The following is a 13,479-nucleotide window of genomic DNA, read 5'->3' as shown; positions in this document are numbered from 1 at the left end:
AGAAGTCTGTATTTACAGAATGCCAACCCTTAAGAGTAGGTACAACATATGGATTTGGTTTGAATGACAGACTCATTCTTTAAAATAGGGCGTAATCCCTCTTAAATATAGGTTCTCCACTAACCTGAAAAATTCTTCTGACGATAAATCCTTTTGACGCTGGAGCCAAAGACGAAATAAAGAAAGGGAAGTTGTCAGGTAAAACTCAATGAAGTATGGCGTTGAGGAATGGTTTTGCGGAACGTTTAATTCTAATTGATCCAAACTGATTTCTTTTTTTAAACGTTTTAAAAAACGGGCACTTCCATAATCGCCCAAAAGGGCATTAAGAACCAGGAGATGTTCTCTTTTGTCCAGACAATAGAGCGTATCTTGAACCGTATGCATCGATAGCTCTTTATTCGCCATTTCTTTTTTAATGTCATTCAATAAGTCATTTTCAACAGAGTCCAACAATTCGTAAATGTCAGTAAAGTATTGATAAAAGGTGCTGCGGTTATATCCTGACTTATTCGCAATTTCCTGAACCGAAATTTTTTCAATCGGCTTTTGGCTATATAACTCACAAAAAACTTCTACAAACTTTTGTCTTGTTTTCTCCGTTATTTGGGGTTGCTTTTTCATGTTTCCCTCCTGCTAGCGAATCTGAATGTCATCCGACAAATAATAAAAAACTGATGGTTGATCAAGGAATAATGAAGATTTATAATCACATCATACAACATGTTGTCTGATAATTAAAAGGAAATGTTAATAAGTAGGGGTGGTTTTAATGTCAGCAAAACAAGATAGAATTCTAATTTTTGGTGCAGGTGTCATCGGGAGCATGTACGCAATTAAGCTTATTGAAGCAGGGTTTGATGTTAGCCTGTTTGCACATTCTAATAGATTTAAATCATTAAGAGAAAATGGCCTGCAATATAAAGAAAAAGGTACAGTTAGATCGATACAAGTAAATGTCATTGATACGCTCGAAAATTACGATGTATACGATTTTATTTTCGTTACCGTTCGTTATGATCGGTCCGAATCAGCGTTGTTAGCGCTAAAAGATAATCAAAGCAAAAATATAGTCACGATGACTAGTAGTTCAATTGGATTTTCTTCGTGGCTGGATATCGTAGGGGATAGACTTTTACCAGCTTTTCCCGGCTTCGGCGGACAGATTAAAGATGGAGTATTACATGCTCGATTTCTACCAAAGATTTTAGTGGCAACTGCATTTGGAGAAATTAATGGTGTAGTGACAGAACGCATAGAAAACCTCGCAAAATTATTTAAAACAGCAAAGCTTCCCTACGTTATTAAAAAGGATATGCAAGCGTATCTAATCACACATTCCGTATCAGACATTGCCATGTTGAGCGTTTTGCATTCTGAGAATAAGATAATTGACAAAAAAACAGCCAGAACCAGAAAGACGGCACGCAAAATAACAGTCACTTTAAAAACGTATCTAAGGGCAATACAAAAAGCTGGCGTTTCAATTGATCCTCCAATGCTTAAAATGGTGCTTAAATTTCCAAACTTATTTTTGGATCTTTTCTTTATGACATGGCTACGAACCAAAATGGTTAGGGATATGATGTTGCCGGATTATGCGAATAATGCTAACAATGAGATTGTGCAGCTGAGTAATGATTTAATGAAATTTTTAAGTCAAAATAATATCAAATCGGAAATACATGTTCAGTAACGTTGTTAACGCCCAGATTCATTGAATATGAAAGCAAAAGCGGCTGCCGCATCCAGTAAATATGGGCGCGCACAGCCGCTTTCACGGTATAAGAACGGTTAGTTGACAGCGGGAGTAAACCGTACCTCTTCCTGTTAATGATTAAACTTACTTGACGCTTCCCGCTTCGCGGATTAATCAAGCTCAATGTTCTGCAAATATTCTAAAGTCGCATTAAAACTGGAGTCTATTTGGGAAAGCTCCGAGGATAGCGTCTTATTAAAAGCTGCATCACTTTGTTGGTCTTTGCCTTCCAAATGAGTCTTGATCATCTTGACCAGAGATGCTTTATGATTTGCGATCTCTTTAAGGGATGCATCGCTTTCTTTTTTGGCGCTCTTTACGGTTTTTGACAACTTGGCTTTTGCTGCCGCGAGCGTTTTTTTATCCTGAGTCATTTCATTTCTAGCCTTGGCGACAGCCTCCTTGCTCAGCTTGTTTTTGACCGCATTGCTATAGTTAGCTGCAGATACCTTAGATTTCTGCGCTAAGGCTGTAACCTCGGTGCCCAAGACTTTACTTAAGTTCTTCTGCGCATCCTTAACCTCTTTGACCCTGTCTTTGTAGGATTCAAAATAATACTTGTCTACGTACGCATTAGAATATGTAGCGGCAAACGCCTGTGATGGTAATACAACCACCAATAGCAACAACAATATCATCGCCTTTTTCATTCTCCCACTATTCCCCCTTAGTAATATATCCTTACTATAATTAATGTTATACGGCAGCACAATACTTACTTTGCAAGCGGCTAGTTCGGGGTGCAAGCCAACAGTCAGCCATTGGTGATGAAAAAAAGCCCCCTGCCGGCGTTACAGGGTCTGTCCCGCAACCTGCAGAGGGCTTGCTGTTAGATTTACTTGGCGCTGCCTGCTTCGCTGCGCGGCGGACGCATGGTCAGGCTGACCCGGCCTTTCTTGAGGTCAACGCCCATGACCCATACAGTGACATTGTCTCCTACAGAGACGACGTCCATCGGATGCTTCACGAAGCTGCCGCTAAGCTGGGAGATATGCACCAGCCCGTCGTTCTTGATTCCGATATCGACGAAGGCGCCAAAATCGATTACATTGCGGACGGTCCCCTGCATCTCCATGCCGGGAACCAGATCCTCGATCTTCAGCACATCGGTGCGGAAGATCGGCAGCGGCAGCTCCTCGCGCGGATCGCGGCCCGGGCGCTGCAGACTTTCAAGGATGTCGCGCAGTGTAGGCACGCCGACATTCAGCTTCGCAGCCAGCTCTTCGGCGTTCTGCGCCTGCAGCTCCTCTGCGACCTCTTTGCTGCCGAGCCGGGCTACCTCCAGCCCCAGCTCACGGAACAGGCGGTCCACCACCGGATAGGACTCCGGATGGATCGGCGTGCGGTCCAGCGTATTGTCCCCGCCGGGAATCCGCAGGAAGCCGATGCACTGCTCGTAGGATTTGGCACCGAGGCGCGGCACCTTCTGCAGCGCCTTGCGGGTCACGAACTTGCCGTTCTCCTCGCGGAACTTCACAATATTCTTGGCGATTGTGGCATTCACGCCCGCAACATAGGACAGCAGCGATGCGGATGCTGTATTCACATCGACACCGACGTGGTTAACCGCGGATTCCACAACGCCCTTCAGGCTCTCCTCCAGATGCTTCTGGGAGACGTCATGCTGGTACTGCCCGACTCCGATCGCCTTCGGGTCGATCTTCACCAGCTCCGCCAGCGGGTCCTGCACGCGGCGGGCAATGGATGCGGCGCTGCGCTCGGCCACATCCAGATCCGGGAACTCCTCCTGCGCAAGCTTGGAGGCGGAATAGACACTGGCTCCCGCTTCATTAACGATCAGGTACGCCAGCTCAGGATTGCCGATCTCTGCGATGACCTCGGCGGTGAACTGCTCCGTCTCCCGCGAGCCGGTGCCGTTGCCGATTACGATCAGCTGAATGCCGTATTTGGCAATCAGCTCCTTAAACTTCGCCGCCGCCTCCTTCTTCTTGTTGTTCGGCGGCGTCGGATAAGTGACCGCTACCTCCAGCAGCTTGCCGGTATCGTCCACAACGGCCAGCTTGCACCCGGTACGGTAGGCCGGGTCAACGCCAAGCACGTTCCGGCCTTTGACCGGCGGCTGCAGCAGCAGGCTGCGCAGATTCCCTGAGAAGATCGAGATCGCCTGATTCTCTCCTTTCTCCGTCATCTCTCCGCGCACCTCGCGCTCAACAGACGGAGCGATCAGCCGCTTGTAGGAATCCTCCGTCACGGTCTCCAGCAATTCCTTGACCGGGGACGGCCCCTTGATCAGCTTCCGCGAGATAAAGGCATGAATCTTGTCAGTAGTTACCTCAATGCCTACCTTAAGCACGTTCTCCCGTTCTCCGCGGTTGATGGCGAGAATCCGGTGCGGCGGCATTTTATGTACCGGTTCACGGTAACTGTAATAGTTCTCGTATACGCTCTCCTGCTCAGCATCCTTGGCTTCGGAGACCAGCACCCCTTGACTTGCGGTGTACTGGCGTATCCAGGAACGGATGACCGGATCATCGGCAATGTTCTCAGCTATAATATCCATCGCGCCCTGCAGCGCCAGCTCAGCACTCTCCACGCCTTTGTCCGCATCAATATATTTAGCGGCCTCTTCCAGCGGAAGCCCCTGCCGGCGCTGTTCCATGACCCAGTTCGCCAGCGGCTCCAGCCCCTTCTCCTTAGCCACACTTGCCCGCGTCTTACGCTTCTGCCGGAAGGGACGATACAGATCCTCCACTTCCTGCAGCTTGACTGCCTTCAGGATCTGCTCATGCAGCTCGTCTGTCAGCTTGCCCTGCTCCTCGATGCTGCGGATGACATCCTTCTTGCGGTCACCCAGATTGCGCAGATAGGCCAGCCTTTCCTCAATATCACGCAGAGCGTTCTCGTCCAGCTCACCGGTCATTTCCTTACGGTATCTCGCAATAAACGGAATCGTATTCCCCTCATCCAGAAGGCCTACCGTCGTACGCACCTGCTTCAGGCTAATGCCCAGCTCCTTGGCAATCGCCGCGGTAATTAATTCCTGCTCCTGCCGCGCAGCAGCTTCATCCGGTACAGTACCGGCATTCGTATTTTCTGCAGCCAATTGAATCCCTCTTTCCGCACACGTTCTGCGTTCTTATAATCCCTACCTGAAATAGTATCACAAATTGGTTATCTACCAAAGTTTAGGGATTCATTGACCCGGAAAAAGCTGGCTTGCTAGGAGGTAGATTGTCAATCCTGCAGGAACCACGGATCATTTCATTTGCAGGCCCCGCCGGTTCATACGCTTAGCGGAGGCGAGTGACAGCCCAAAGCACAGAACGAGCACTAGTGCAGCCACGGCATACGGGAAGTTGATATCCAGGTCAAACAGGACTCCGGCCACAATCGGACCGGCAATATTGCCAAGACTGGTGTAGGCAGAATTCATACCCATCACGAAGCCCTGCTGCGATTCCACCGCCAGCTTGGAGAGCTGTGTTCCGACAGCGGGGCGCAGGATATCCATCGAAAGAAACACAATGAACGTCACTGTAACAATAGCCCAGTAGCCGTGCACAAACAGTGTGAGGAGGATGAACAGGCCCGCGATAAGCAAAGAGGTCGAAATGACCTTATTTTCACCAAAACGATTCAATATCCAGCTGAACGCCGTAACCTGAATCACAGCCCCCGAGATGGAGCCAAAGGTTAGGACAAAGGCAATATCCTTAGGGGTGAATCCAAATTTTTGATCCACAAACAACCCGAATACCGTTTCATAATTCGCCAATCCGAAGGAGAGTACAAATACAATAACCAATCCGAAGAAGTAGGGTTCACGGTAGGAACGCACCAGTTGAGATACAAGGCTCTCTTTATCGTTCTGTGCTGTCTTCACAGCTTCACGCTGCGCTGCGGAGCGCGATTCCGGCAATACAAATGTACTTATCACAGCCACCAAAGCCGCTGCTACTGCTGCCGCAAAGAACGGCACACGGATACCAAACTCTGCCAGATAACCGCCAATTCCCGGTCCAATAATAAAACCGGTGGTGATGGCCGCATTGATCAGCCCCATTCCTTTGGCCCGTTCCTCTGTGGAGGTCGTATCCGCCACGTAAGCCATGACCGCAGGCATAATCAACGCTGCTCCGACACCCCCTAGCATTCGGGATACAAACAGCAGCCAGGGCGCATTTGCCAACCCAAACAGCAGCTCCGAGAGTGAAAAAACAATCAGTCCGGCGACGATAATTTTTTTCCGGCCCATCCGGTCCGACAGTCTGCCCGCAAACGGCGACACAATCAACTGGGTTACAGAGAAGGCTGCCACCAGCAACCCGACAACACTGCCTCCGATCTGCAGCTCATTCATATAAGTAGGCATGATCGGAACAACCAGTCCGATGCCTGTAAACGCCAGAAAAATATTCAGCATAAGGAGCAGCATAGCGCCCCGGTTTCTTAGCAGTAATGACATTGCAATAACCTCCGTATTCCCGCAACCAAATCCTCAAGTAGGGGTGATTCTATTTATCTTATAGTTAAATATCCACTTATCCGTCAGTTGCCATCCCTTTTATTCCAGAAATGAAAAATCTAAATAAGACACATAAGACCGACCATCCGGTCTAATTAAGGGTAAATAAAAAACGTCTTCTCAAACTAATTTTCCGGCCCAACCCTGCAATAAAATAATTGCCTTACAGCTTGCTCTATCTGCGCTTCAGAGAAGCCTCTATTCTGGTACCCTCGACTAACCGTACACTGCGTATAGCTTCTCTGCAGTGTGCTGTCTTCACAGCATGCTTAGTCTCTATGCCTATCCGGTACGTATCCCCTGCAGCAGCAGCCGTATGGCATCCCGGTAATATTCCATGATATCCTCCGGCGTGTTGGCCAGAACTGTAATCTCGCTGACTCTGCTGATTCCCTCCAGCAAGCCGCTTACAATGATTACGTAATTGTCCAGATTGCCCTTGACCAGATACCCCGTGTCCATACCCTCCTGCAGCAGATTGCGGCAGGCTTGTGACGCCGATTCGTAGAGCCGGGAGAGACGCTGTTGAACCTCTTTTGAATGAGGCCGGGATCTGGCGTATTCCTCAAGCGCGCGGATCAGCGGATTCTGAAAATCATTCGCATAATGCTCGCCTAATGCATAGAAACGTTCCTCGATGCCGTTAATTCCGCTCCGTTTCTGCTCCCAATCGCTGAGCCACTGCTCGGTATCGTCTTCTACTACATATAGAAACAGTTCATCTTTACTCGGAAAATGGTGATATAAACTCCCTTTGCTCACCTTGGCCGCCGTACAGACTTCGTTCATGGTCACCGCTGCAAAACCTTTCTGAACAAATAACTGTGTTGCCTTTAGCACTATCCGCTTTTTCGTTTCTTCTCCGTCAGAACGTCCTTTAATTCCGACCACCTCCTTAACCCGACCGTCCGGTCCAATTGTAGCACAGCTATTGTTTAAAGTGAATACATTTAAGCCACAGGTTCGTATATAGTTTCCATACAATTAAAAAGGCACGCCGGATTATACACCGGACGTGCCTCCATTACACATTCTATACTATGTAGCCCTGCCTGATTTAGAAATCGATCAGGCCCAGACTGATTTGCAGCGAATCATCCACTTTCTTCATTGTATCATCGTCAAGGTGGGTGATCTTATCGGTCAAGCGTTGTTTGTCAATTGTCCGAACCTGCTCAAGGAGAATGACGGAATCCCGGTCAAAGCCGTGGGCTGCCGCATCAATTTCCACGTGCGTCGGCAGTTTGGCCTTCTGGATCTGGGCAGTGATGGCCGCCACAATCACCGTCGGGCTGAAACGGTTGCCAATATCGTTCTGAATAATCAGTACCGGCCGTACTCCGCCTTGTTCTGAACCTACAACAGGCGAAAGGTCGGCAAAAAAAACGTCGCCGCGTTTAACGATCAATATCTACACCCCGCTTACTAAGCGGCCAAGAGTACTGTCTGCATCTTCCTCAGCGAGAAAGGCCTCGCATGCCATCGTCAAATTGATCTTGGCCATTTCCATATAGCCCCGCTGCATAGACTCACGAATGGTGCGTTTCCTCCGTTCGCTTAAATACAGCTTCATGGCCTGCCTAATCAATTCACTCCGGTTAGAGTTCTCCAATTGAGCGATCCCATCCACTTCCTGTAAGAGATGATCGGGCAAGCTGATCATAATTCTTTTGGTGTTCTGCAAATTGGCCACCTTCTCTTCCACCCCCACAAACCTTCTGCCCTTGTGTTTCAGTGTTACAATATACAAGGAATTTTATACAAGGAATATATGCAACCAGTATATCAAGTATGCTGCATCCCATTATAAACTAGAAATGGCGGTTCGTATAGACCATAAGTCACATAGGTCTTTACGGTTCAGCTTCCTTTATCGATTCCTGTAAAAGTTACACAGTAAGAACATCAAGCCTGCAGCAGGGGATTCACCAGGTTCGGAGCAGCACCTTCACGCACATATACGCGGGGCACCCGGTGGGCCAGCATACAGATTACCTCGTAGTGAATCGTTCCCATATGGAGTGCCAGTTCGTCTGCCGTGATGGACACGCCAGCCTGGCTTCCGATGAGTACAACCTCTTCGCCAGCTTTGATTTGTTCCGCTTCTTCAGCGAAAGATTTGAGCGATACCATACACTGGTCCATGCAGATCGTTCCGACGACAGGAACGCGACGTCCACGTATTAGCACCTCCGCTTTGCCTGTCAGCATGCGGGAATATCCGTCTGCGTACCCCACAGGCAGCGTAGCAATGATCTCTTCGCTGTCTGTGAAGTAACGGGTGCCGTAGCTGATGCCCCAATCGGGCGGCAGGGTTTTGACATAAACTGCCTGCGTCTTCAGCGTCATTACCGGGTGTAAAGCCACCTTTGTACGGCTTACCTCAGTCGATGGATAAAAACCGTACAAGCTTATGCCCACACGCACCATGTTACTGGATAGAAGAGGTGTATCAATGGCCGTAGCGCTATTGCCCGTATGTATGATCGGGATTTCAATCTCTCTGTCCCGAAGCGTTTCCGCCACGCTCATGAACCGCCGGTACTGCATCAGTGTATAGCTTTTGTTTTCTTCGTCTGCCTTGGCAAAATGGGTAAACATACCCTCCAGCTCCGCCTGCGCTACAGAATGCACTTCAGCGATGAAATCGGGCGCGTCAGCCGGCAGCAATCCCAGCCTTCCCATCCCGCTGTCAATCTTGATATGCACCTTCAGCCGGTGCTCCGGATCTATAGGAAGCCTTCTTATTGCCTCCAGTACATCCGGTGTGAACAGTGTTACGGTTATATTGTACTCCCAGGCAACGGCTATTCCTTCCGGTGAGGTGTAGCCGAGCACCAGAATAGGAATTAGTATTCCCGCCTGACGCAGCTCCAATGCCTCATCCAAAAAAGCTACACTAACATAATCCGCTCCGAGTCGTTCAAGCTCCCGCGTCACTTCCACTGCTCCATGGCCGTACGCATTTCCTTTGACGCATCCCATAAATTTAGTCTCCGGCAGCAAGGCCGCACGAAAGGCTTCGTAATTGGCACGCAGATCATCCAGATTAATCTCGGCTACTGTAGGTCGATAGCATACTTGCACTTCAGGGTCACCTTCTTACATTGTAGTAAAACAGCTCTGTGATTGTTGTATGGAACCACTAGTCTTACTGCCAATGGTAATGCTAATGGAAGGCGGCTGTCAATGTAAGTACAGCTATCTTGCTGATTGGTCCTCCAAAGGGGCGGTTAACGGCAGAAATAAGTAAAAAGCGGATACGGCTTGTAGAGGAAATGGCTCCCACAATGCGCAGTATCCGCCTACTGAATATTACTTACCCGATTGTTCCGCCATAGAAGCGGCAATTTGCATCATTTCGGTCGCCGGAAGGTTCGCGCTGGTAATGCGGAATTCCACGCCGTCGTTCATCCAGGTCAGAGTCAGCTGTTCATCGCCGCTCAGAAGCCCTGCGGTAAAGCCAAGATCGATTACCTTTCCAGGAACCAGCGATACAGTATGATCCAGCGGACGGCTTTCCATAATCGTATACTGGTAAATTCCGTCATAGCGGAGCAGAGCCGAATGATCTTTGCTGTCCTCGATTTTGTTGCTGTCCTTAAATTCTACACCGGCAGGAATATAAGCCGGTTCAATGATGCCGAAATCGCCAAGCTCCGCAGCAACCGGCTGATCTGCCTGTTCCTTGTCCTCCGGTGCAGCCACCGGATTGCCGTTCTCGTCAACCTCAGCCACCGTGCTTTCGGAAGGAGTACCGCTCGCCATATTTTTTTGCATATCAAAAGAATCCTTATTGAGCTCAGGACTAAACTTGAAGCTGTCGAACTTCACATCGACCACAACCTTGGCCTCGGAGTCGGAGACCTGCACCTGTTTTGGTTCATAGGTCTTTTTGGTCAGCCATATTTTTTGGCGCACCAGTGCGCTGCTCTGGTAATTTGCCGCGACTTCAAACACATAGTTGTCTCCATCCACCGTAAACTGCCGGTTGTTGTCAGAGACAATGCTGTTGAGCAGTGTCTGGTACAAATATACCTGACCTTGGCTATCCGGCCAATCGCTCTGGAAGCGGAAGCTTTTGCCCAGACTCGGTGTCAGCACGAACACCCCTTCATCATTGCGCAGAACAATCTGCGTTACATCCTTCTGCACATTGGAGAGGCTAATCCGGTAGTAGGAAGGATTTTTGTACCAGACCTCCACCTTGTACTCCTGCGGCTGTTCGCCGGTGTACAGGGTCATCGTGCCGGCACCCTGGTAGGCCCCCTGCTTGCTCTCCAGCTTGTCAGACACATTGTTCAAATCCTTGACTACGGAAGCGGCATCCTTCTTCCCGCACCCCGCGAGCACCAGGGCCACGCTCATTATGATCGCGAGTACCCATGTTATCCGGCGCATGACATCATCCCCTTAACCTGTTTTGAATGCATTGATTAGTACATGTCTATGAGGGACAACTCCGCAATATGCAGACGGGCATGACAAGCATGACAAGAGGTTCGAATTATCTGTATGGACGATTCAACAAAGGAACTGGCAGCGGACGTGCAGAATTGTTTAGGCAACGCTTATTGAAAGGGGTACAAGTTATGCAGGGATTTATTTTCAAGAAAGATTACAGAGAAAATGAGGTGCTCCGAAAGAGCCTGTCCGGGCTTGCCGCCAGCAGCTTTGGAATAAGCTTCGAACAGTGGTATCAGGAAGGGTTCTGGAGTGAGCGGTATATTCCATTTTCTTATATCGAGGATGAGCAGGTGATTGCGAATGTTTCAGTAAATGTGCTGGACTTGATCATGGACGGCCACCAGAAAAAGGCGATCCAGATCGGAACTGTAATGACGCATCCGGATTACCGGCATAAGGGCTTGTCTGCCAGTCTAATGAATAAGGTGCTGGAGGAGTATACGAATCAGGTTGATTTTATGTACCTTTTTGCCAATGATACGGTGCTCGATTTCTATCCGAGGTTTGGATTTATTCCGGCGCAGGAACAGCTCTTCTCTATTGACTATACTTCAGGCAGCACCGACTCCGTGGGGATCCGGAAATTAGACGGGACTGAGCCGGATGATCTAAACTTTATCCGCACATTCGCAGCGCAGCGATTGCCGGTATCCCGTCGTTTTGGAACAGACGGAACGCTAGGGCTGCTAATGTTCTACTGCCTAAACGTCTTCAGTGACGACCTCTATTACCTGGAGAACGAGGACGTATTAGCCATTTGCAAGCAGGAAGGCAAGGAGCTGAACATTTTCGACATTGTGTTTACGAAAGCCATTGATATTCAAGCTGTTTTGGCTAAGCTAGCCAGCAGTGAAACTGAAAAAATAGTTTTTCATTTCACTCCCGATTACATAGGGATTGAAGCGGAAAGCACGCCTTACCCGGGCGGCTTATTTGTGAGAACCTGCGGCAACTCTTCATTTCCGGCCCACATGAAGCATCCAGCTACGTCTATCGCCTAGAAACCGGAAGTTAGGGCAAGTCAGCCGCAACCCCGGGATCTGCTATGTTTAGAGAGTCATGAATTGCCCAAACCGGGCCAGGAACTCTTCCTTCTCTTTGTAATCCGGCATGACACTCCCGAGGCGGCGCCAAAATGACCGGTCATGATTCATATGCAGCAGATGGCATAGCTCATGGATAATCACATAATCAATAACCTGGGCGGGGGCCATCGCCAGGCGGTAATTAAACGTCAGTTTCTTGTCCGCGCTGCAGCTCCCCCACTTGGTTCTGGATTCAACGACTTCGATCGTCTTCGGTTTTACGCGGAGCTGATTCTGATAAACAGTAATCCGTTCCGCAACAATCTTCTTCAGGCTGGCAAAATAGAACTTTTTGAGTTCCAGCTTCAGCTTCTCCGCATCCCATTCACCGACATTAATCAATTCATGCAGCGGGTATTCCTTCCCAAGGTAAAGAAACTTCCCTTCCTCCTGATATTCCTTCGCCTTGGGTGCCTGCCGTGCCTCCCGGCCCTGGCGCAGCTTGTCCAGAATCCATTCGCCGTGCCGCTCCACCGCGCCCACAATCAATTCTTCGCTTGTCCCCTTGGGGGCTTTTACCGTGATCAACCCAATTGCATCTATATGAAGGGAAATCTTCTTCCGCTTCGCGTACTGTACATGGATTTGAATCATTTCACCCTGTAACTGAATCTGCATAGCCACCATCGCTTCTATAAATATTCTTTCCTCCACTGTAACATGTTTGCCAGCATAGCATACAGAGTTTCATAGTGCGCATTTCTTCTCACACCACACATAAAAAAGAGTCCACCGGGGACTCTTCACACAAATATTTTATTCGGTTCTCCTCATATCAAAGGGTATGAACAGGCAGGACCGGGTTAAATCAGCCGCGCAATCTTTTCGATCTCCACTGCAGAAGCGGCTAACTGCTGCATGGACGCGGTGATTTGCTCCGTTGCCGCAGCCTGGCGCTCGCTCTGTGCCAGACAATCCAGCAGGGTTGCATCCATCAGGGTAATGTTCTTCTTGATCGCCTGCAGGATGCTGGCGATTTCTTTGGCAGAGGAGGCGCTGGAGACCGACATCTTTCGAATCTCCTGCGCTACTATCCCAAATCCCCGGCCATGCTCGGCGGCATGTGCAGCTTCGATTGCGGCGTTCAGGCCCAGCAGATTGGAGTTGTCCGCCACCTTTTTGATGAAATCCAAAATCTCATCCGTACTATGCAGCTCTTCGACAACCTTCTGGCCGAGCAGCTTAAGATCGCTTACGGTATTCGCCAAATCAGAAGCAGTTCCGGCTATCTCCCCGGAGGTGGAGCTTATCTCTTCAGAGGTTGTTGCCAGAGTATTGGCCGCATCGCTTAACGTTTCTTGATTGTGCAGGCTGATCCCAATGGTAAAAACACCGGTAACGTTCCCGTCTTGCCCCCGAATCGGCATGGACGAAGATTTGAAGGGCAATCCGTAGATTTCCTTCGGAATATTTGCACTAACCGTCTCGCCGGTGTCCAGCGATTTTCGGATCCCGCCATTCTGCGGAACCGGCATTCCCTCTTGAATGCGAATATCCAGCTCACTACCCGGCAGATAATAGATGAACTTGTCCGAATCGGCTAATGCGAACATGACATCCAGCGGAAACAAGCGCTGCACGAGCGGCAACGATATTCTCAAAGCATCCAGTAATTGTTCAATCTCCGTTTCACTTTGACTCTTCACGACACAACAGCTCCCAATACAGGATTTTAGATCATT

At 49.1% G+C, this 13,479-nt stretch carries 13 protein-coding genes; 2 read left to right on the top strand and 11 right to left on the bottom strand.

Annotation, left to right across the window (positions count from 1 at the left end):
• Positions 1–72 precede the first annotated feature (72 nt).
• Positions 73–624: a TetR/AcrR family transcriptional regulator gene (locus NST07_RS06185; RefSeq protein WP_342481225.1), complete on the bottom strand. Its 552-nt coding sequence runs from the start codon at positions 622–624 to the stop codon at positions 73–75.
• 148 nt (positions 625–772) lie between these two features.
• On the opposite strand from NST07_RS06185, the gene NST07_RS06180 reads away from it, so the two are divergent.
• Complete coding sequence (locus NST07_RS06180; protein ID WP_341090347.1) at positions 773–1,696, top strand: 2-dehydropantoate 2-reductase N-terminal domain-containing protein; 924 nt, start codon at positions 773–775, stop codon at positions 1,694–1,696.
• A gap of 173 nt (positions 1,697–1,869) precedes the next feature.
• Here the strand turns inward: NST07_RS06180 and NST07_RS06175 are convergent, their stop codons facing one another.
• From NST07_RS06175 to NST07_RS06140, 8 genes are all read right to left on the bottom strand, one after another.
• Positions 1,870–2,409, bottom strand: coding sequence for a hypothetical protein (locus NST07_RS06175; protein WP_341090345.1), 540 nt, complete (start codon positions 2,407–2,409; stop codon positions 1,870–1,872).
• A 185-nt stretch (positions 2,410–2,594) separates the two neighbouring features.
• On the bottom strand, positions 2,595–4,754 hold the full coding sequence (locus NST07_RS06170; RefSeq protein ID WP_342481927.1) for a Tex family protein: 2,160 nt from the start codon (positions 4,752–4,754) through the stop codon (positions 2,595–2,597).
• 222 nt (positions 4,755–4,976) lie between these two features.
• A complete protein-coding gene (locus tag NST07_RS06165) occupies positions 4,977–6,185 on the bottom strand; it encodes an MFS transporter (RefSeq protein ID WP_342481224.1) in 1,209 nt (402 codons plus the stop codon).
• A 342-nt stretch (positions 6,186–6,527) separates the two neighbouring features.
• Positions 6,528–7,136: a TetR/AcrR family transcriptional regulator gene (locus NST07_RS06160; RefSeq protein ID WP_342481223.1), complete on the bottom strand. Its 609-nt coding sequence runs from the start codon at positions 7,134–7,136 to the stop codon at positions 6,528–6,530.
• A gap of 166 nt (positions 7,137–7,302) precedes the next feature.
• A complete protein-coding gene (locus tag NST07_RS06155) occupies positions 7,303–7,653 on the bottom strand; it encodes a type II toxin-antitoxin system PemK/MazF family toxin (RefSeq protein WP_038586937.1) in 351 nt (116 codons plus the stop codon).
• 3 nt (positions 7,654–7,656) lie between these two features.
• Entirely contained in the window at positions 7,657–7,938 is a 282-nt protein-coding gene (locus NST07_RS06150; protein ID WP_076111276.1) for a CopG family ribbon-helix-helix protein, read from the bottom strand.
• A 212-nt stretch (positions 7,939–8,150) separates the two neighbouring features.
• Positions 8,151–9,332, bottom strand: coding sequence for an alanine racemase (gene alr / locus NST07_RS06145; RefSeq protein ID WP_341090340.1), 1,182 nt, complete (start codon positions 9,330–9,332; stop codon positions 8,151–8,153).
• 228 nt (positions 9,333–9,560) lie between these two features.
• Positions 9,561–10,646 (bottom strand): DUF4367 domain-containing protein, encoded by a 1,086-nt coding sequence (locus NST07_RS06140; protein ID WP_341090338.1) that lies wholly within the window; start codon positions 10,644–10,646, stop codon positions 9,561–9,563.
• Positions 10,647–10,837: 191 nt separating this feature from the next.
• Here NST07_RS06140 and NST07_RS06135 point away from each other — a divergent pair, with 191 nt between their 5' ends.
• Positions 10,838–11,713 (top strand): GNAT family N-acetyltransferase, encoded by an 876-nt coding sequence (locus NST07_RS06135; protein ID WP_341090335.1) that lies wholly within the window; start codon positions 10,838–10,840, stop codon positions 11,711–11,713.
• A gap of 48 nt (positions 11,714–11,761) precedes the next feature.
• Here the strand turns inward: NST07_RS06135 and NST07_RS06130 are convergent, their stop codons facing one another.
• The gene (locus NST07_RS06130) at positions 11,762–12,415 is read right to left on the bottom strand and encodes a SprT family zinc-dependent metalloprotease (protein WP_342481222.1); all 654 of its coding nucleotides are present in this window, start codon (positions 12,413–12,415) and stop codon (positions 11,762–11,764) included.
• A 185-nt stretch (positions 12,416–12,600) separates the two neighbouring features.
• The gene (locus NST07_RS06125; protein WP_341090332.1) at positions 12,601–13,443 is read right to left on the bottom strand and encodes a methyl-accepting chemotaxis protein; all 843 of its coding nucleotides are present in this window, start codon (positions 13,441–13,443) and stop codon (positions 12,601–12,603) included.
• Between the last annotated feature and the right edge of the window lie 36 nt (positions 13,444–13,479).

The organism is Paenibacillus sp. FSL L8-0340, from assembly GCF_038593145.1.
Taxonomy (GTDB): Bacteria; Bacillota; Bacilli; order Paenibacillales; family Paenibacillaceae; genus Paenibacillus_AQ.
This window is presented reverse-complemented; position numbering and strand designations above follow the sequence as displayed.

What these genes read in the sequence shown, in the direction of transcription:
- NST07_RS06185 (WP_342481225.1), bottom strand. Translation starts at nt 624, where the DNA reads ATGAAAAAGCAACCCCAAATAACGGAGAAAACAAGACAAAAGTTTGTA.
- NST07_RS06180 (WP_341090347.1), top strand. Translation starts at nt 773, where the DNA reads ATGTCAGCAAAACAAGATAGAATTCTAATTTTTGGTGCAGGTGTCATC.
- NST07_RS06175 (WP_341090345.1), bottom strand. Translation starts at nt 2,409, where the DNA reads ATGAAAAAGGCGATGATATTGTTGTTGCTATTGGTGGTTGTATTACCA.
- NST07_RS06165 (WP_342481224.1), bottom strand. Translation starts at nt 6,185, where the DNA reads ATGTCATTACTGCTAAGAAACCGGGGCGCTATGCTGCTCCTTATGCTG.
- NST07_RS06140 (WP_341090338.1), bottom strand. Translation starts at nt 10,646, where the DNA reads ATGCGCCGGATAACATGGGTACTCGCGATCATAATGAGCGTGGCCCTG.
- NST07_RS06135 (WP_341090335.1), top strand. Translation starts at nt 10,838, where the DNA reads ATGCAGGGATTTATTTTCAAGAAAGATTACAGAGAAAATGAGGTGCTC.
- NST07_RS06130 (WP_342481222.1), bottom strand. Translation starts at nt 12,415, where the DNA reads ATGCAGATTCAGTTACAGGGTGAAATGATTCAAATCCATGTACAGTAC.